Origin of the sequence: Cupriavidus basilensis OR16, assembly GCF_000243095.1 — a bacterium.
In the GTDB taxonomy this organism is placed as follows: domain Bacteria; phylum Pseudomonadota; class Gammaproteobacteria; order Burkholderiales; family Burkholderiaceae; genus Cupriavidus; species Cupriavidus basilensis_D.
Window position 1 is genome coordinate 49,867 of record NZ_AHJE01000027.1, and the last position, 17,998, is coordinate 67,864.

Below are 17,998 nucleotides of genomic sequence, written 5' to 3' on the forward strand. Positions count from 1 at the left end.
GATTACCGGATCAGTCGTGCATGCGCCTTCAGTCGTTGGCGTAGATATCCACGTCCTTGGTATCGCGGATGAACAGCGAGCCGATGACCAGGGTGACGCCCGCGATGATGATCGGGTACCAGAGCCCGTAGTAGATGTTGCCGTTCTGCGCCACCAGCGCGAAGGAGATGGTGGGCAGCAGGCCGCCGAACCAGCCATTGCCGATGTGATACGGCAGCGACATGGACGTGTAGCGGATCCGGGTCGGGAACATCTCCACCAGCATGGCGGCGATCGGGCCGTACACCATGGTCACGTAGATCACCAGGATGACGAGCACCACCAGCACCATGATGGTGTTCATCTGTGCCGGGTCTGCCTTGGTCGGATAGCCGGCCGAGGCCATCGACTCGCTCACCTGCTTCTTGAACGCGGCAATCTGCTTCTTGCTGGCGTCGTCGAAGCTGTGGCCCGCCGGTACCAGGGTGGCATTAAAGGAAGCAAACTCCTTGTCGCCGATCTTCACCGAGGCCACCGTGCCGGCCGGGGCTTCCACCACTTCATAGCTTGCCGAGGCCTGTGCCAGGGTCCGCTTGACGATATCGCAGGAGCTGCGGAAATCGATCTCGCGGGCGATCGGGCTGCCCTGGAAGGAGCATTGCTTGGGGTCCGCGGTCACCACGATCTGGGCGCTTTGCTGCGCGCGCTCCAGGGCGGGGTTGGCGTAGTGGGTCATGGCCTTGAACAGCGGGAAGTAGGTCAGCATCGCCAGCGCGCAGCCGGCCATGATGATCCACTTGCGGCCGATCTTGTCCGACAGCGAGCCAAAGAAGATGAAGAACGGCGTGCCGATCACCAGGGCACCCGCGATCAGCAGGTTGGCGGTGGTGGCGTCGACCTTGAGCACCTGGGTCAGGAAGAACAGCGAGTAGAACTGGCCCGTGTACCAGACCACGGCCTGGCCGGCGGTCAGGCCCACCAGCGCCAGGATCACGATCTTCAGGTTGCGCCATTGGCCGAACGACTCGGTCAGCGGCGCCTTGGAGGTCTTGCCCTCGGCCTTCATCTTCTGGAAGGCGGGCGATTCGCTCATCGACAGGCGGATGTAGACCGACACGCCGAGCAGCAGGATCGAGACCAGGAACGGAATGCGCCAGCCCCAGACGTCGAAGTCCGGACCGGTCAGGTTGCGGCACAACAGGATCACGATCAGCGACAGGAACAGGCCGAGCGTGGCGGTGGTCTGGATCCATGCCGTGTAGGCACCGCGCTTGCCGTGCGGCGCGTGCTCGGCCACATAGGTGGCGGCACCGCCGTACTCGCCGCCGAGCGCCAGGCCCTGCAGCATGCGCAGCCCGATCAGGATGATCGGGGCCGCCCAGCCGATGGTGGCGAAGCCTGGCAACAGGCCCACGATAAAGGTGGATGCACCCATGATCAGGATGGTCACCAGGAACGTGTACTTGCGCCCGATCATGTCGCCAAGGCGGCCGAACACCAGCGCGCCGAACGGCCGCACGATGAAGCCGGCGGCAAATGCCAGCAGGGCGAAAATGAAGGCAGCGGTTGGATCGAGGCCGGAGAAGAATTGCTTGGCGATGATGGCCGCCAGCGAACCGTAAAGGTAAAAGTCGTACCACTCGAACACTGTCCCGAGGGAGGAGGCAAAAATCACCTTCCTCTCTTCGGGCGTCATCGCCGAGCCCTGGGCGGTGCCGCCGGGCATTGCCACGTTCTGTGCGTTAGCCATTGTCTCCTCCGTTTGTGATCGGAATCTATCGGGCTGGCAGCCGGCGCGCACGCGTTCTCTTGCGGGCGCACGACAACCTCCGAAGTTGCAATGGATTGTGGGAGGCGAAACTTACTGCGTTCTGACAATTTCGGCCGAGTTCGCCACTAAACGCTCGGGGTATACGCTAGGCAAAAAGCGGGTTTGGTGGTGCTGCGCTGCGGTGCGAAGGGCCCCCGGAGGTCTTGCGAAAATCCGCTTCGAGCGGCGGGGTTGGTTTTTTTGCTATGCAGCATCGTCGTGCTGGCGGGCGCGCAATGCCTGCTCGCCGGCATCGTCGTCTTCGTCATGGTTCATGCGCCAGGCATAGAGCGCCGCCATCAGCACGTAGACGATCAGCGCGCCCTGCGCGCCGACCCAGAACGAAAAGGGCCAGCCGAAGAAATCGAAGCGCAGCTCGCGGGCATACCAGGCGACCACGAACGTGACGACGAACCAGATCGACAGCAACATGGCAATCCAGCGCAGGTTGCGATGCCACGCGCGGCGCTCGGACTGATCGGCCTGGTCGCGTCCGCCGCGCGTGTGGTCGGGGTGGGTCATGCAGGCTCCAGGGGGGATGGCCGGCGCAGCGTGATGCGAAAGCACGCGCCGGCCAGGCGCGGCTCGGTTTGGTAGACGTGGTCGAGGATGCTGACATCGCCGCCGTGCTGCTGCACGATCTCGCGCACGATGGCCAGGCCCAGGCCGCTGCCCTGGGTCTTGGTGCCGAGCACGCGGTAGAACCGCTCCATCACGCGTTCGCGCTCGGTCACCGGGATGCCCGGGCCGGTGTCTTCCACCTCGACGTACGCGAAGGGCTCGAAGGCATCGGCGCTGACGCGCACGGTGGCGTGGCCATCGGCCGGCGTATAGCGGATGGCGTTGTCGATCAGGTTGTTGAGCATCTCGGTGAGCATCAGGCGGTTGCCTTGCACCATCACCGGGTGGTCGCCGGCATCCACGCCGAGATCGATGCGGCGCGCCCACGCTTGCGCCAGCCAGTCCTTGACCACCTCGCGAGCGAGCGCTGCCAGGTCCAGCGGCGCCATGCTGCCGGCGCCGGCCAGGTTCTCCATGCGCGCCAGCGACAGCAACTGCGTCACCAGGTGGGCCGCGCGCTCGGAGCTGCCGGCGATCTGCGCCAGCGACTTGCGCAGCTCCTCGGGCGATTGCTCGCGCTGTGCCAGTTCCGCTTGCATGCGCAGCCCGGCCAGCGGTGTCTTCATCTGGTGAGCGGCATCGGCGATAAAGCGCTTCTGCGTCTGCACTGAAACATCCAGCCGCGCCAGCAAATCATTGAAGGACGCGACCAGCGGCGTGATCTCCTGCGGCGCGGCGTGCTCGTCGATGGGGCTGGTGTCGCCGGGGTTGCGCGCGCGGATGCGCTGCTGGATCGAGGTCAGCGGGGCCAGCCCGCGGGTGAGGCCGAACCACACCAGCACCACCGCCAGCGGCAGGATCACGAACTGCGGCAGGATCACGCCCTTGATGATTTCGTTGGCCAGCCGCGCGCGCTTGTCGAGCGTCTCGCCAACCTGCACCAGCACCGGCTGCGCGTCGCCCGCCTGCTTGAGATCGACATAGGTGTAGGCCACGCGCACGTCGTTGCCCGCGATGTGGTCGTCGCGCAGCGAGACCAGCCCCGCGTGGCCGCGATCGTCCTCGCCGGGCAGCGGCATGTCGTTGTCGCCGGCGACAAACTCGCCGTGCGTGCCCACCACCTGGTAGTAGATGTTGTCGGTTTCGTCGGCCCGCAGGATCTCGCGCGCGGACAGCGGCAGCTGCAGCGTGACGCGCCCGTTGACCTCGCGCACCTGCTGCGAGAGCACGATGGCGCTGGCCTCCAGCGAGCGGTCGAAAGGCCCGTTGGCGATGGACTTCGCCACCAGGTAGGTCACGGCGATGCTCATTGGCCATAGCAGCAGCAGCGGGGCCAGCATCCAGTCCAGGATTTCGCCGAACAGCGAGCGCGGCGATGGATGGCCTGCGCTGTCTTCAAGGTGCGGCAGGGCGCCGGCCAGCGCTTCGTCGCTGACGATCTCGTCGGGCGGGGCGGAAGGGCGCGCGGCCCGCGCGCGCCGCCGGGGCAGTCGCAGCAGGCTCATGGGGAAGAGGTGGGAAGTAGGTGGGGGAAGGAGGTGGGGCAGCTCGTGGCGCTGTCGCCGGCAGGCAGTGAATCGGTGATAGTGCCGATTCTAATGGCGCTTTCTAATCGTGCGCCACGGCAGCCTGGAATTTCTCCAGGCAGTAGCCCAGCCCCCGTACCGTGGCAATGCGGATGCCGCCCACCTCGATCTTCTTGCGCAGCCGGTGCACATAGACCTCGATGGCGTTGTTGCTGACCTCTTCGCCCCATTCGCACAGGTGGTCGACCAGCTGTTCCTTCGACACCAGCCGCCCGGTGCGGGTGAGCAGGATCTCCAGCAGCCCGACTTCGCGCGCCGAGAGGTCCAGCATCTGCTCGTTCAGGTAGGCGATGCGGCCAACCTGGTCGAAGGCCAGCGGGCCGTGGTGCGTGAGCGTGGCGCCGCCACCGGCGCCGCGCCGCACCAGCGCGCGCACCCGGGCTTCCAGCTCGGACAGGGCGAAGGGCTTGGCCATGTAGTCGTCGGCACCCAGGTCCAGGCCCTTGACGCGCTCGTCGACGCCGTCGGCCGCGGTCAGGATCAGCACTGGCAGCATGGCGCCGCGCGTGCGCAGGCGCTTGAGCACTTCCAGTCCGGGCATGCGGGGCAGGCCGAGATCGAGGATCAGGAGGTCGAAGGTCTGGGTCGAGAGCGCCGAATCGGCTTCAACCCCACTGGCGACATGGTCGACGGCATAACCCGAGTGACGTAATGAGCGCGTCAGGCCATCTGCCAGCACATCGTCATCTTCGGCGATCAGAATACGCATGGTTGTCTCCACCCTGGCCCGGCTTAGTCGTCGCTTTACATCAAATGACGCGTGCGGGACTTGCCAAGCATACTGTTTTTTTATACAGTACTCGCTTGATCCGGTCGCGCAGTGAGCGGGCCGGATCGTACTGAATTTAGTAACGAACGTATTACCGGCGTTTGCCCAATGTTTGCCCCTGCTGCCAGGTTCATTGTCATCAGGAGTTCGCAGCGCGGCGCGGGTCGGGCGGTTACCCGCAAAAGCAGGCAGCGCGCCACATGCGGCCTATTTATACACCATTGACGGAAGGACGACCATGGATGACGGCAAGAAGGCGGGTGCTGGCGTAAGCGCCGAAAAGCAGAAGGCACTGGCGGCCGCGCTGGCCCAGATCGAGAAGCAGTTCGGCAAGGGCTCGATCATGAAACTGGGCGAGGCCGACATCGACCAGGATATCCAGGTCGTGTCCACCGGCTCGCTGGGCCTGGACATCGCGCTGGGCGTCGGCGGCCTGCCGCGCGGCCGCGTGGTGGAAATCTACGGCCCTGAATCCTCGGGCAAGACCACGCTGACGCTGCAGGTCGTGGCCGAGATGCAAAAGCTGGGCGGCACCTGCGCCTTTATCGATGCCGAGCACGCGCTCGACGTCAACTATGCCGGCAAGCTCGGCGTGTCCGTGGGCGACCTGCTGATCTCCCAGCCCGACACCGGCGAGCAGGCACTCGAAATCACCGACGCGCTGGTGCGCTCGGGCTCGGTCGACCTGATCGTGATCGACTCGGTGGCGGCCCTGGTGCCCAAGGCCGAAATCGAAGGCGAGATGGGCGATTCTCTGCCCGGCCTGCAGGCCCGCCTGATGAGCCAGGCGCTGCGCAAGCTGACCGGCACCATCAAGCGCACCAACTGCCTGGTGATCTTCATCAACCAGATCCGCATGAAGATCGGCGTGATGTTCGGCTCGCCCGAAACCACCACCGGCGGCAATGCGCTGAAGTTCTACGCCTCGGTGCGCCTGGACATTCGCCGCATCGGCTCGATCAAGAAGGGCGATGAGGTGATCGGCAACGAAACCAAGGTCAAGGTGGTCAAGAACAAGGTATCGCCGCCGTTCCGCGAGGCCTTCTTCGACATCCTCTATGGCCAGGGCATCTCGCGTCAGGGCGAAATCATCGACCTCGGCGTGGATGCCAAGGTCGTCGAGAAGTCGGGCGCGTGGTACAGCTACAAGGGCGAGAAGATCGGCCAGGGCAAGGACAACGCGCGTGAATACCTGCGCGAGAATCCGGATATCGCCGACGAGATCGAGAACCGGGTGCGCGAGTCGCTGGGCGTGGTCCTGATGAACGGCACGCCGGCCACCGCCGGCGCCGTGGCCACCGCCGAAGACTGAGCTTCGCCGGCCGGGGCGTTCCCGGCCGCGAACCCCACCCGGGGCGGCACGCGCAGCGACGCGCGCCGCCCCGGTTTGCGTTTGTACAGCGCGGTTTCCAGCGTTTTTTTCGAGCCTTTCCCGAGCGCTCCTTTGTCATGGCCACTCGTCCCCCTCTCTCCCTGAAAGCCCGCGCCGTCGGCTACCTGTCGCGGCGCGAGCACAGCCGGGTGGAACTGGCACGCAAACTGGCCCCGCACGCCGAGTCTCCCGAGGCACTCGAGCAATTGCTGGATGCGCTGGAACGCGAGAACTGGCTGTCCAACGCGCGCTTTGTCGACAGCCTGGTGCACCGTCGCGCGGCCCGCTATGGCGCCGCCCGCGTGATGCAGGAAGCCCGCACCCATCAGCTCGGCGGCGATCAGCTTGCCGACCTGCAGGATCGCCTGCGCGGGTCGGAGCTGGAGCGCGGCCGCGCGGTCTGGCAAAAACGCTTCGGCACACCGCCCGCCACGCCGGAAGAAAAGGCCAAGCAGATCCGCTTTATGGTGGCCCGCGGTTTTTCCCGCTCGGTGGTGAGCCAGGTGATCAAAGGGGCGGACGAATGGCTGGACGGCGGTGACTGACGTCCGCCGGCGCGCCAGGCCAGGGTGATGCCGCGGTGATTTCTCGTTAATTTCTCGTTAGTTTCTCGTCAACGCCTTGCACCGGTTTCGGGCACATACCTGCTTTGCAAGTAGGCGTATTCCGAATCTCAAAGTCTTGATGCTTTAGGCCGTTTCCCCCGCAATACCGCGATTTTTCCGCATGCGCGGGCCTTGCCCGTCGCTCGACAATCCCCCGCAACAGCGCCGCGCGCAGTTTGTTCCCGGCCAACGTTGTCCGGCATGTTAAAATCCTGCGGTTTTCCGGCCCAGCCGTCCATTTCTCCCGCTCCTGCCTGGTGTTATGCCGCTTTCCCCGCCCGTCAATCGCGCCCTGCGTCACCGTCGTGCCATCACGGCGGAGGCCTATGTTAGGGACGATGGCCTATGGGATATCGAAGCGCGCCTGACCGACACCAAGCCGCGCGAGATTCCGCTGGCCGGTGGCGGTGTGCGCCCGGTGGGCGAGCCGCTGCACGATTTGTGGCTGCGCGTCACCATCGACCTGCGCATGAACGTCGTGGACGCCGATGCCTGTTCCGACTGGGTGCCTTATCCCGGCCAGTGCGACACCATCGGCCCGGCCTACCGCAAGCTGATCGGCCTGAACCTGATGAAGGGTTTCCGCAAAGCGGTGAAAGAGCGCCTGTCCGGCGTGGCCGGATGCACCCATCTGACCGAGCTGGCCGGCGTGTTGCCGACCACCGCGATCCAGGCATTCGCCGGCGATGTGTTCAACATCCGCGACGGCGGCGCCGAAGACACCAGTACCGAACCGCCTTACCAGTTGCACGGCTGCCATGCCCTGCATTTCGAAGGCGAGGTCGTACGCCAGTTTTACCCCCGCTGGTATGGTCACCAGCCAACACCGAGGATCAAGACCGAAGGGTCATCGACCCCGGTGGCGCAGCCAGCGGAGGCGCTCGCCGCCCCCGCCGGCGGCGCCATGTCGCGCAGGTCAACCGGCACTTCTGGCTAAGCCAGGCCGGCCTGCGGTCCGCCGAGATTCCATCTCCACACTTTTACGCCTACCCGAAAGGAAACACGCATGAATATCCATGAGTACCAAGGCAAGGAAATCCTGCGCAAATACAATGTGCCGGTTCCGCGCGGCATCCCCGCGTTCTCGGTCGAAGAGGCCCTGAAGGCTGCTGAGCAACTGGGCGGCCCGGTATGGGTCGTCAAGGCGCAGATCCACGCGGGCGGCCGCGGCAAGGGCGGCGGCGTGAAGGTGGCCAAGAGCATCAACGATGTGAAGACCTACGCCACCAACATCCTCGGCATGACCCTGGTCACGCACCAGACCGGCCCGGAAGGCAAGAAGGTCAACCGCCTGCTGATCGAAGAAGGCGCTGACATCAAGAAGGAACTGTACGTCAGCCTGGTGGTTGACCGCGTTTCGCAGAAGGTCGCCCTGATGGCCTCCAGCGAAGGCGGCATGGACATCGAAGAAGTCGCTGCCCATAGCCCGGAAAAGATCCACACGCTGATCATCGATCCGTCGGCCGGCCTGCTCGACGCGGACGCTGACGACATCGCCCGCAAGATCGGCGTGCCCGACGCAAGCGTGGCGCAAGCGCGCCAGGCCCTGCAAGGCCTGTACAAGGCATTCTGGGACACCGACGCCTCGCTGGCTGAAATCAACCCGCTGATCCTGACCGGCGACGGCAAGGTGATCGCGCTGGACGCCAAGTTCAACTTCGACTCCAACGCCCTGTTCCGTCACCCGGAAATCGTCGCTTACCGCGACCTGGACGAAGAAGATCCGGCTGAAATCGAAGCCTCGAAGTTCGACCTGGCCTACATTTCGCTGGACGGCAACATCGGCTGCCTGGTGAACGGCGCTGGCCTGGCCATGGCCACCATGGACACCATCAAGCTGTTCGGCGGCGAGCCGGCCAACTTCCTGGACGTGGGCGGCGGTGCCACCACCGAGAAGGTGACCGAAGCCTTCAAGCTGATGCTGAAGAACCCGAACCTGAAGGCCATCCTGGTCAACATCTTCGGCGGCATCATGCGTTGCGACGTGATCGCCGAAGGCGTGATCGCTGCATCCAAGGCCGTGTCGCTGTCCGTGCCGCTGGTCGTGCGCATGAAGGGTACCAACGAAGAGATCGGCAAGAAGATGCTGGCCGACTCGGGCCTGCCCATCATCGCCGCCGATACCATGGAAGAAGCCGCCCAGAAGGTCGTGGCTGCTGCCGCGGGCAAGTAAGCCAGACGCGAACACGAACGCCAGCAGCGCGCCGGGGCCAGGCCTTCGCGCGCTGCTTTGAGCCAAGCAAAGGATTACAGCATGTCGATTCTGATTAATAAAGACACCAAGGTCATCACCCAGGGCATCACCGGCAAGACCGGGCAGTTCCACACCCGTGGCTGCCGCGACTACGCCAACGGCAAGAACTGCTTCGTTGCCGGCGTGAACCCGAAGAAAGCGGGCGAAGACTTCGAAGGCATTCCCATCTACGCAAGCGTCAAGGATGCCAAGGCATCCACCGGCGCCACCGTGTCCGTGATCTACGTGCCGCCCGCAGGCGCCGCTGCCGCCATCTGGGAAGCCGTTGACGCTGACCTGGACCTGGTGGTCTGCATCACCGAAGGCATCCCCGTGCGCGACATGATGGAGCTCAAGGACAAGATGGCCAAGGGCAACAAGAAGACCCTGTTGCTGGGACCGAACTGCCCGGGCCTGATCACGCCTGACGAAATCAAGATCGGCATCATGCCGGGCCACATCCACCGCAAGGGCCGTATCGGCGTGGTGTCGCGCTCGGGCACGCTGACCTATGAAGCCGTGGGTCAGCTGACCGCGCTGGGTATGGGTCAGTCGTCGGCAGTGGGCATTGGTGGCGACCCCATCAACGGCCTGAAGCACATCGACATCATGAAGATGTTCAACGACGATCCCGAAACGGACGCCGTGGTCATGATCGGCGAAATCGGTGGTCCGGACGAAGCCAACGCGGCCAACTGGATCAAGGACAACATGAAGAAGCCGGTGGTTGGCTTCATCGCTGGCGTGACCGCGCCTCCGGGCAAGCGCATGGGCCACGCTGGCGCGCTGATCTCGGGCGGTGCCGACACGGCGCAAGCCAAGCTGGAAATCATGGAAGCCTGCGGTATCAAGGTCACCAAGAACCCGTCGGAAATGGCTCGCCTGCTCAAGTCGATCCTGTAAGTACCGATACGCAGCCTCCCGCCTTTCGGGCGGGAAGGATTGCCCGAGCCGGTGAGGTTGCATGGTCGCGACCGCGCCCGGCCCACCATGCCCCCGCCTTCGTGCGGGGGTATGTCATTCTGGCGTACCGTCACCTAGGGTATCTCCCAGGGTGCGCGACATGCCGATTGAAACCGAATCGAAAGCTTGATACGGTAAATCTTCATGTCTGAAGACTCAGACATCCGAAATTCCGCGGGCGCCGCCGCTTTGGGTAGCGCCATGTGACGTTCGAATCATAATTTAAGAAACTCGAGGAGCTTTACCGTGGAACTGCTGTCCTCCACCGCTTTCTGGATCGCGTTGGGATCCATTATCCTGACCAACATCGTGCTATCCGGCGACAACGCCGTGGTGATCGCGCTGGCCTCCCGCAACCTCCCGCCCGCCCAGCAGAAGAAGGCCATCTTCTGGGGCAGCGCCGCTGCCATCATCATGCGGGTGGTGCTCACGGTAGCCGCGGTCAAGCTGCTGAGCCTGCCGTACCTGAAGATCGTCGGTGCCATCCTGCTGGTCTACATCGGCGTGCAACTGCTCACCGGCGACGACGACGAAGAAGGCCACTCGGCCAAGGACAACATCTGGGCCGCGATCCGCACCATCCTGATCGCCGACCTCGTGATGTCGCTCGACAACGTGGTGGCCGTGGCCGCCGCGGCGCAGAAGGGGCCGGAAGGCAGCCAGCTGATGCTGCTGATCCTGGGCCTGGGCCTGTCGATCCCCCTGATCGTGTTCGGCAGCACCATCCTGCTCAAGGTCATGGACCGCTTCCCCATCATCATCGTGCTGGGCGCCGCATTGCTGGGCTACCTGGCCGGTGAAATGCTGGTCAGCGACCCGGTGGACGCCGCATGGTTCGAGATGCACGTGCCGCATGCCCACCTGGTGTTCGGCGTGATTGGCGCCGCGCTGGTGGTGGTGGTTGGCAAGCTGCTGAGCAGGCGAGCGCCACAGACGGCCTGATGGGCTGTGGCCCGTCTTGGGACGGGTTTGTAGATTAGGTGGTGGGCGGCGCCCCGTTGGGGCGCCGCCGGACAGACGGGTGGCCCGGGAGCCACCCGTTTTGTTTTTGGGCAGTAGCGCAGGCCATGTAGCAGATATGGCGGTGATTTCAGTGCGATTTCAGACTGACTTAAGTCAGAACAGCGGCTTATTGACCCTCCGCGTCATACTTAGTGACAAAATTTGCTCGCGATCAACACTCGGAATGGTCCTAAGTGGCGAAAATTGTCACTCGCCGACGAGACATCAAGGCTTGGCGGCGCTGGCACGCTAAGTGCTAAGAACGTACGGCATCACATGAAACAAAAAGTTTCGATTTGTAACCAAAATTCCTTCGAGGGGTCAATCATGCAACAACGGGTGCAACAACTGAAAAAACTGGGCCGCCGAGCTCAGAAGGGCTTCACGCTGATCGAACTGATGATCGTGGTTGCGATTATCGGTATCTTGGCTGCGATCGCCATTCCCCAATATCAAGACTACGTGACGCGTAGCAAGTGGACGGAAGTGTACACAAACGTGCAGCCTCTGAAGCAGGCGATCGCTGAATGCAGTCAAACAAACAGCGGTGTGATTGCGGCTAAGTGCGACACTCTTGCACTTCTGACGACTGCAACTGGCTACGCAGCACTTCCGGCTCCTGCGAACGCTACCGTGACTATCACGGCGGCAACTGGCGCAATTGTGATGACAGGTAAGGTAGCCTTGGCTGGCTGTGAAGTCACTTATACTCCGGACCTCACTAACGCAAACGTAATCGCGTGGCTTGCTACTGACACGGGCGGGACTATTTGCAGCAAGTCTAAGACTGGCGTCTAAACTTAACACTGCCCTACACGAAAGCGCCTTCGGGCGCTTTTTCTTTACCCACTCCCCAAGCTATCATCCGCCTTCTGCCTGCAAGGCATAACAAGGCACCCCGCATGCTGCCCTCCCGGTCAGCCATCCCTCTCAGCTTCCTCGCCGTAGCCATCTCGCTGCCGCTGCTGGTCTCCCGGCACACGCTCCCGCTCGCCACCTTCTATGGCGAATGGGCCTCGGCATTGCTGTTCGCGCTTGCCGTCATCGTGTTGGGCGCTTCGGCGCAGCGGCAAGGCGGGAGCGCGGCCTACCAGGCCGCTCCCGCCCAATTCCCCTGGATCGTCCTCTTTCCCCTCTGGCTGATCGCCACCGGCATCACGCAAACGCTGACCGGCATGGCCGATGTGTCGGGCAGCCGCTTGCTGACCGAGCTTTCGCTGGCGCTGGGCGCTGCGGTGATGTGGGCTGCCTGGCGCCAGGGCCGTGCCGCGTCGTCCGTGGAGCGCCAGGCGATGGTCGATGTGCTGGCTATCGCCTGGCTGGTGGCCGGGCTGCTGGGCACGCTGGCGCAATGGGTGCAGGTGTTTGGCCTGGAGCCGGACACGCTGGGGATGGTGTCCACTTACTTTTACGATGACAACCGCCGCCTGTGGGGCAACCTGAACCAGCCGAACCACCAGGCTACGGTGCAAGGCATCGCGCTGGCGGCGGCGGTCTGGCTGGCGGCGCGCGGGTGGCTGCGGGCGCCGGCCTGGCTGGCAGCCGCGGTGCTGCTGGTGAGCGGGATCGTGCTGTCCGGCTCGCGCACCGGTGTGTTGCACGTGGGGCTGGCGGCGGTCTATGCGCTGGTCGCGGCATGGATGGCACGGGGCGGGACTGCGTTTGGCGGCACTGGTGAGCTTGGCGGGTTGGCGGGTGCCATGCAGCGCGCCGGCCACGCCGGGCGCAATCCGATGCGGCGTCCCGCCGGGCTGGCGTTTGCCGCGGTGGCCATGGTGGCTTTACTGCTGGTCCTGCAGCCGGCGATCAAGAGCGCGGGGCAGGCAATGGACTGGCGCCTTTTCGATACCGTGGCGCAGATGCAGGGGGGCGATCAGCTCTCATGGCGCGCCGCGATGTGGACGCACGCGTGGGCGATGTTTCGCGCCCATCCATGGCTCGGGGTGGGTTGGGGTGAGTATGGCTGGGCGCAATTCCAGCAGCTCGCGCAGGTGGGCGTGAAAGTCGAGATGTCGCTGCATGCGCACAATGCGGTGCTGGACATGCTGGCCAAGACGGGCGTGATCGGCGCGGCGGGCGTGTTCGTGAGCCTGCTGGCATGGCTGTGGCGCGTGGCGCGCCAGCGCTTGTGGCGCGGGGATGCGCGCGAGCGTGCGCAGACGGGGCTGGTGCTGACCTGGCTGGCGATGCTGTGCGCGCATTCGATGCGCATTCGATGCTGGAGTACCCGCTGCACTACCTGTATTTCGTGCTGCCGTTCTGTTTCGTGCTGGGCTGGCTGGAGCCATCGGGGTTCGGCCGCCTGCGCGTGCCGCGCGGGGCCGCCGTGCTGGCGGGCGTGGCCCTAGCCGGCGTGGCGGCGGCCATCCTGGCGACAATGTGGCAGGACTACCGCCGTGCCGAGGCGCGCGAATACGCCCGTGCCGAGCGCCGGGCCGCTTTGCCGATGCCGAACTTCTGGTTCCGGCAGGCTGCCGCGTCCGATGCGATCGAGGAGGCGAAGATCACGCCGGAGAACGCAGCGCAGTTGCTTGGGGCCCATATCGCCGCGGTGCACCTGCTGCCGACACCGGCGCTGATCTCGCGCACGGCCTGGCTGATGGCGCTGACCGGCGATCCGGTGCAGGCCAGGGCGTGGCTGGAGCGCCTGCGCTTCTACTTTGCCGGGGATGAGGCGAACCAGTTCGCGGAACTCGCCCGCGCCTGCGCCGAAGTCGACGCGGCGGCTCGGCCGCGGGATTTCTGCGACTGGGTGCAGCTGCGCGCCAAACACAAAGCGGAGTAAGCCCGCCTAAGCTGCGCCGCGCCGGGTTATTGCGGCGCGTAGCCTGGGGGCGGCGGCGGATAGTAGTACGTCGGCGCAGCCACCGGACGCGGGGCTGAGGCCATGCGTCCGTACACCGGCACCCGATGGCCGCTTGCGTACATGCATTGCACATACGCCGCGTCGTACTGGCGCTGACTGCCGTAGCCGGCATACTGGGCATTGCCTGCCCCTACCGCCGCGCCGGTAAGCAGGCCGACACCTGCGCCCACCGCCGCGCCCGTGCCGCCATTGAAGGCCGCGCCGGCCGCCGCGCCCAGCGCGGTGCCCACCACGGCACTGCCTACCGCGCTATTGGTGGCGGCCTGGTTGGCGGTGACGCCGCCCACCTGCCCAAGGGCGAACTGGCGGCAGCTATAGTCGTCGGCCCGGAACTGGTCGAAGTTCTTGCCGGTCCCCGGCAGTACCATCACGCTCGGGCCGCTGGGCATCACAGCGCAGCCGGCCAGCACTATCGCCGCGAGCGGCAGGCTCAGCAGGATTGGCAGGCTGGGGCGGTTGAAGGGATTAAGGACTTTCATCTCGGCACCTCGATACCTCGGTCATCGATCATGGTCCGCGCGCGCCGGCGCGGCGCGCCGTGAGCGCTGCCTGCCTGTCAGGTATCTCAGGCAGGCATCAGGCAGGCATCAGGCACTAGGCGGGGGGCTGTGCCGGCACCTTCTGCCAGCCGCCGGGGCAGGCCTTGATATACGGGTAGTAGCCATCCGGGCGGGCGCAGTGATACCAGTACGCCTGCTGCTGGGGCGCGGGTGCCGCGACACCGCCGCTGTCCATTTCCATCGTGCCGTCCTGGCCCTGCTCGATGTATTGCGGTGGCGACGCAGGTACCCCGACGACTGCGGGGCCATAGGCGTAGCCGGGCGGGTAGTAGTACGGGTAAGGGTAGCCCCAGCCATATCCGTAGCCGAAACCGGGGCCGATATAGACGCCAACGCTGCCGTGCCAGCCACCATGCCAGCCACCGCCGCCGTGCCATCCGCCGCCACCATGCCAGCCGCCGCCACCATGCCAGCCGCCAAAAAGCTGGCCAACCCTACGCCCGTTCATGTAGCCCACCTTGGATCGACGCGGAACGTGGTTCCGCCGGCGGCGCAGTGGCGCCCCTTAAACTGCATTGAATACCAATTTGCCGCAAGCCGCGATGCGCCGCCCGCTGGCGAAATGCGGCGTTACGCTTGTTACAGCGGAAGCGGCCCAGGCGCAGTACTGTGTCAGGATTGGTAAGAAGGGCGGGCCGGATCGGCGACGCGGATCAGGCACATGGGGGCGGGATCGCTTGTCAGGTGCCCGCGACGCAATTCGAAGCGTTCGTCCTATCGAGACGTTCGATGGCTATCGAACTCGAAGCAACCTACTTGGAAAAGATGCTCGTACACCACTGGGACTCACAAGGGATGCCGTCACCATCACCATCCATCTTAGTATTTGGACAGTTTTTCAGGAAATACGTAGCCTCTTTGCAAGAGGTCATCTGAGAACAATGCGTCCGTCCATCACACTGAAATAGGCTAGGCGCCGCGGCGGTTGGGGCTTTAACCGAGCCAGAAGCAGAAGCTAATGTCTCTGACGCGCCAAACATCGGAGCGACATACTTGTACCCGGCAGCAAAGAGGATTGCAACAGCGATGAATCCAACCAGAAGGCCACGGAATGACGTTCCTTGGCGCACTGGTGCTTGTGTACGGCTTCGGCGCGGCAAAGCCGGATGCCCCCCCGGCCGTTGAACATTGATGGCCTTCTTCTTGCCATCCTTGTTGTGAGTGACAAGGAACGATAGTGACTCACCAACCCTCGGCTGCCCCCCCTGTCTGGGGTAGTCCGATATATGAACGAAGATGTCCTGCCCCCCGTTCGACGAGGTGATAAACCCAAAGCCTTTGTCTTTGTTCCACGTTTTTAGGGTACCGTCGATGCGTGTATCCATGGATGGGGGCGAGCCAACAATAACGAGGTGATTATCACACGGCCATGGTTAATGCATTGGCACGGGCAAGTTTGACCCGGCAACTTGGGTAATTGCGACAGCCCCAGAACGAGCCGACCTTTCCCTGTCGTTCCACCATCTTCACGCCGCAGGCCGCGCACGTCGGCGTCTGGTAGTCACCTTCGAATGCCCGTAGCAGCAGTTTGGCTTGTTTGTCGGCGTCCAAGGTACGGATGCGTTCGGCAATGCCTGCGCCATCCAGCAACTGGATGCCAGCTTCGACTGCGTAGTCCTGCACTGGCAAAGGCGGCGGGCAGAACCGCATGAAAGGTACGCCAACACTCGGTTTCGGACATACTGTGTAAGCCAGTGAGGCTATTTTTTTTGCCGCCGTCAGATCGCCTGAGGGGCTGAGACATGAATCATGTTTGCAGATTCGCCGTGTTTGCCATCGCGGCCTTACTGATGATTGTTGGATTTCCACAAGTGGCAACGGCGCAGGGCGCCACCACAAGCCCGGACGTGTTTCGCGTAACGCTGCTCGGGACCGGAGCACCGGACCCGTCGGCGGATCGCTTCGGCGCAAGTACGCTCATCGAGGCGGGGAACCAGAAGATTCTCATTGATGCCGGACGCGGTGCCACGATACGGCTCAGCCAACTACACATCCCGCTTGGAAGAATCGACGTTCTCTTTCTGACCCATTACCACTCAGATCACACCGTCGGCATTCCCGACCTGTGGCTGACTGGATGGCTACCGCCACCCTTCGGGCAGCGGAAGTCGCCCTTTCACGTGATCGGACCAACCGGTGCCGCCGACCTCATGGCGAACCTTCAACGCGCCTATGCCGCTGACATTAGGATACGAATGGCCGATCAGAAGCTCACGCATGAGGGGCTCGAAGTCAAGGTCGAAGAGTTCACGAAGGATGGCACGGTCTACGAGAAGGATGGCCTTCGCGTCACTGCCTTTGAGGTCAATCACGGCGATGCGGTCAAGCCAGCATTCGGCTATCGAATCGATTACGGCGGCCACGCCGTTCTCATCTCGGGCGACACGCGGTTCAACGAAAACGTTATCAAATACGGCACCGGGACCGATCTGCTGGTCCATGAGGTGTTCGCCGTGAAGCCCGAGTTGATGAAAAATCCGGCGATTCAAGCGATTGCAAACCATCACGTCACGCCGCAGGAAGCAGGCACAGTTTTCACCCGTGCACACCCCAAACTCGCGGCATACACACATCTTTCGGTGATCGGAACGCCGACGGTCCCGAGCGTGACGACGGATGACATAGTGTCGCAAACGCGTGAGACCTACGGCGGCCCGTTGGTGGTCGGAGAAGACCTCATGGCCTTTGAGATTGCCGCTGACGGCGTGGCTGTCTATCGACGCGGTGCCCGCTAGTCCTGCCTTGGTCGGGATCGGGACTTGGACCAGCGTCTCAAACGTCAGCATCCATCCGGATGGCAGCAGAGCGTTTACATTTGGCCCGCACGGGACTGGCACGGCGATTTTTGAGAGAAACGGTCGCTTCGCCATTAATCCCGGATCAGGTTGCGCATACTAACCAACAACATGGGGGGCTGCAATCTTATGAAATCCATTATTGAGTTGGCTTCGCGCAGCCGGATGGTCAAACGCGAAGGCTTACCAAGTCCGCGAACACGTACGCGCAACTGTTGGGGCAGCGTAATCAGATCGCTCTCCGGCTAACTCAACGCGCGGCGACGGCCCGGGGGTGGGGATGGCTTGCGCACCATCTGGACCGGATGATTGACGTGGATGCCCCATTCCCGCCCAGTCCGCGCGCAATTTGCGGGGTGAGTGCGGCCATGCTGAATTGGGCGATGCGGGCACGGTGCATTGCCCGCAATGTGTACTTGCCCTCGGCATGTCCGCGAAGCAGCGGATTGACCTCGTGCAGATACCAGGTTTCCTTTGAAATCAGGGGGTCGTAGATGGTCAGCAGCGCAACCTGCACGCCAGTCAGTGCTTCCACCCCCAAAACCGGTCTGGCCGTGGGTCTCGGTACGCACGGTGCAGCGGATGGTGGCGCTGGCCTCGTCCATCGCGTAGTCCACCGCCACCTTGGTGAGCGAGATCGGGTGGCATAGCGGGATCAGGTCGGCGGTGCGCTTGGTGGCCATGATGGCGGCAACCCGGGCAATGCCTAGCACGTCGCCTTTCTTGGCCGTGCCGTCGCGCACCAGCGCAAAGGTGGCGGGCAGCATGGTGATGGTGCCGGTGGCGACGGCCACGCGGTGGCTGTGGGCCTTGGCGCCGACGTCGACCATATGGGCTTGTCCGGCGGTATCGAAATGGGTGAGCTGGCTCATGGCGTGGACCTGGCGGATGCGGGGC

At 63.8% G+C, this 17,998-nt stretch carries 16 protein-coding genes and 2 pseudogenes; 9 read left to right on the forward strand and 9 right to left on the reverse strand.

What is annotated here, in order from left to right; all coding sequences use genetic code 11:
- Positions 1-28: 28 nt before the first annotated feature.
- The 4 genes from OR16_RS11050 to OR16_RS11065 form a co-directional block, all read right to left on the reverse strand.
- Positions 29-1,729 carry an MFS transporter gene (locus OR16_RS11050; protein WP_043419297.1) on the reverse strand — a complete coding sequence of 567 codons (1,701 nt, stop codon included), beginning with the start codon at positions 1,727-1,729 and terminating at the stop codon, positions 29-31.
- 264 nt (positions 1,730-1,993) lie between these two features.
- On the reverse strand, positions 1,994-2,311 hold the full coding sequence (locus OR16_RS11055; RefSeq protein ID WP_006158051.1) for a DUF4212 domain-containing protein: 318 nt from the start codon (positions 2,309-2,311) through the stop codon (positions 1,994-1,996).
- Entirely contained in the window at positions 2,308-3,855 is a 1,548-nt protein-coding gene (locus OR16_RS11060) for a sensor histidine kinase (RefSeq protein WP_006158052.1), read from the reverse strand. Before OR16_RS11060 ends, OR16_RS11055 begins: the two co-directional genes overlap by 4 nt.
- 103 nt (positions 3,856-3,958) lie before the next feature.
- Positions 3,959-4,645 carry a response regulator gene (locus OR16_RS11065; RefSeq protein WP_006158053.1) on the reverse strand — a complete coding sequence of 229 codons (687 nt, stop codon included), beginning with the start codon at positions 4,643-4,645 and terminating at the stop codon, positions 3,959-3,961.
- 298 nt (positions 4,646-4,943) lie between these two features.
- Between OR16_RS11065 and recA the strand changes: the two genes are divergently transcribed.
- From recA to OR16_RS11105, 8 genes and pseudogenes are all read left to right on the forward strand, one after another.
- On the forward strand, positions 4,944-6,017 hold the full coding sequence (gene recA, locus OR16_RS11070) for a recombinase RecA (protein ID WP_006158054.1): 1,074 nt from the start codon (positions 4,944-4,946) through the stop codon (positions 6,015-6,017).
- A 137-nt stretch (positions 6,018-6,154) separates the two neighbouring features.
- Entirely contained in the window at positions 6,155-6,622 is a 468-nt protein-coding gene (gene recX, locus OR16_RS11075) for a recombination regulator RecX (RefSeq protein WP_043419299.1), read from the forward strand.
- Between the two features lie 322 nt (positions 6,623-6,944).
- On the forward strand, positions 6,945-7,619 hold the full coding sequence (locus OR16_RS11080) for a DUF2889 domain-containing protein (RefSeq protein WP_006158056.1): 675 nt from the start codon (positions 6,945-6,947) through the stop codon (positions 7,617-7,619).
- Positions 7,620-7,688: 69 nt separating this feature from the next.
- On the forward strand, positions 7,689-8,855 hold the full coding sequence (gene sucC / locus OR16_RS11085) for an ADP-forming succinate--CoA ligase subunit beta (protein WP_006158057.1): 1,167 nt from the start codon (positions 7,689-7,691) through the stop codon (positions 8,853-8,855).
- 81 nt (positions 8,856-8,936) lie between these two features.
- On the forward strand, positions 8,937-9,818 hold the full coding sequence (gene sucD / locus OR16_RS11090) for a succinate--CoA ligase subunit alpha (RefSeq protein ID WP_006158058.1): 882 nt from the start codon (positions 8,937-8,939) through the stop codon (positions 9,816-9,818).
- Positions 9,819-10,124: 306 nt separating this feature from the next.
- Positions 10,125-10,820, forward strand: coding sequence for a TerC family protein (locus tag OR16_RS11095; protein ID WP_006158059.1), 696 nt, complete (start codon positions 10,125-10,127; stop codon positions 10,818-10,820).
- Between the two features lie 387 nt (positions 10,821-11,207).
- On the forward strand, positions 11,208-11,678 hold the full coding sequence (locus OR16_RS11100) for a pilin (protein WP_043419318.1): 471 nt from the start codon (positions 11,208-11,210) through the stop codon (positions 11,676-11,678).
- Positions 11,679-11,782: 104 nt separating this feature from the next.
- Positions 11,783-13,665: pseudogene (locus OR16_RS11105) on the forward strand (Wzy polymerase domain-containing protein).
- A gap of 26 nt (positions 13,666-13,691) precedes the next feature.
- Here OR16_RS11105 and OR16_RS11110 read toward each other — a convergent pair.
- The 4 genes from OR16_RS11110 to OR16_RS11120 all read right to left on the reverse strand — a co-directional run bounded on the left by OR16_RS11110 (position 13,692) and on the right by OR16_RS11120 (position 15,956).
- Positions 13,692-14,225: a glycine zipper family protein gene (locus tag OR16_RS11110; RefSeq protein WP_006158061.1), complete on the reverse strand. Its 534-nt coding sequence runs from the start codon at positions 14,223-14,225 to the stop codon at positions 13,692-13,694.
- A 115-nt stretch (positions 14,226-14,340) separates the two neighbouring features.
- Positions 14,341-14,754, reverse strand: a complete 414-nt coding sequence (locus tag OR16_RS11115; RefSeq protein ID WP_050982938.1) for a hypothetical protein — start codon at positions 14,752-14,754, stop codon at positions 14,341-14,343.
- Positions 14,755-15,058: 304 nt separating this feature from the next.
- Positions 15,059-15,631, reverse strand: a complete 573-nt coding sequence (locus OR16_RS41140; RefSeq protein ID WP_006158063.1) for a cold shock domain-containing protein — start codon at positions 15,629-15,631, stop codon at positions 15,059-15,061.
- A gap of 34 nt (positions 15,632-15,665) precedes the next feature.
- On the reverse strand, positions 15,666-15,956 hold the full coding sequence (locus OR16_RS11120) for a topoisomerase DNA-binding C4 zinc finger domain-containing protein (RefSeq protein ID WP_006158064.1): 291 nt from the start codon (positions 15,954-15,956) through the stop codon (positions 15,666-15,668).
- A 116-nt stretch (positions 15,957-16,072) separates the two neighbouring features.
- Here OR16_RS11120 and OR16_RS11125 point away from each other — a divergent pair, with 116 nt between their 5' ends.
- Complete coding sequence (locus tag OR16_RS11125) at positions 16,073-17,041, forward strand: MBL fold metallo-hydrolase (RefSeq protein WP_006158065.1); 969 nt, start codon at positions 16,073-16,075, stop codon at positions 17,039-17,041.
- 547 nt (positions 17,042-17,588) lie between these two features.
- Here the strand turns inward: OR16_RS11125 and moaC are convergent.
- A pseudogene (gene moaC, locus OR16_RS11130) lies at positions 17,589-17,973 on the reverse strand (cyclic pyranopterin monophosphate synthase MoaC); the annotation flags it as partial.
- Between the last annotated feature and the right edge of the window lie 25 nt (positions 17,974-17,998).

Coding starts and splice junctions, on each gene's coding strand:
- OR16_RS11050 (WP_043419297.1), bottom strand. CDS start 1,729: ATGGCTAACGCACAGAACGTGGCAATGCCCGGCGGCACCGCCCAGGGC.
- OR16_RS11055 (WP_006158051.1), bottom strand. CDS start 2,311: ATGACCCACCCCGACCACACGCGCGGCGGACGCGACCAGGCCGATCAG.
- OR16_RS11060 (WP_006158052.1), bottom strand. CDS start 3,855: ATGAGCCTGCTGCGACTGCCCCGGCGGCGCGCGCGGGCCGCGCGCCCT.
- OR16_RS11065 (WP_006158053.1), bottom strand. CDS start 4,645: ATGCGTATTCTGATCGCCGAAGATGACGATGTGCTGGCAGATGGCCTG.
- recA (WP_006158054.1), top strand. CDS start 4,944: ATGGATGACGGCAAGAAGGCGGGTGCTGGCGTAAGCGCCGAAAAGCAG.
- recX (WP_043419299.1), top strand. CDS start 6,155: ATGGCCACTCGTCCCCCTCTCTCCCTGAAAGCCCGCGCCGTCGGCTAC.
- OR16_RS11080 (WP_006158056.1), top strand. CDS start 6,945: ATGCCGCTTTCCCCGCCCGTCAATCGCGCCCTGCGTCACCGTCGTGCC.
- sucC (WP_006158057.1), top strand. CDS start 7,689: ATGAATATCCATGAGTACCAAGGCAAGGAAATCCTGCGCAAATACAAT.
- sucD (WP_006158058.1), top strand. CDS start 8,937: ATGTCGATTCTGATTAATAAAGACACCAAGGTCATCACCCAGGGCATC.
- OR16_RS11100 (WP_043419318.1), top strand. CDS start 11,208: ATGCAACAACGGGTGCAACAACTGAAAAAACTGGGCCGCCGAGCTCAG.
- OR16_RS11110 (WP_006158061.1), bottom strand. CDS start 14,225: ATGAAAGTCCTTAATCCCTTCAACCGCCCCAGCCTGCCAATCCTGCTG.
- OR16_RS11115 (WP_050982938.1), bottom strand. CDS start 14,754: ATGAACGGGCGTAGGGTTGGCCAGCTTTTTGGCGGCTGGCATGGTGGC.
- OR16_RS41140 (WP_006158063.1), bottom strand. CDS start 15,631: ATGGATACACGCATCGACGGTACCCTAAAAACGTGGAACAAAGACAAA.
- OR16_RS11120 (WP_006158064.1), bottom strand. CDS start 15,956: ATGCGGTTCTGCCCGCCGCCTTTGCCAGTGCAGGACTACGCAGTCGAA.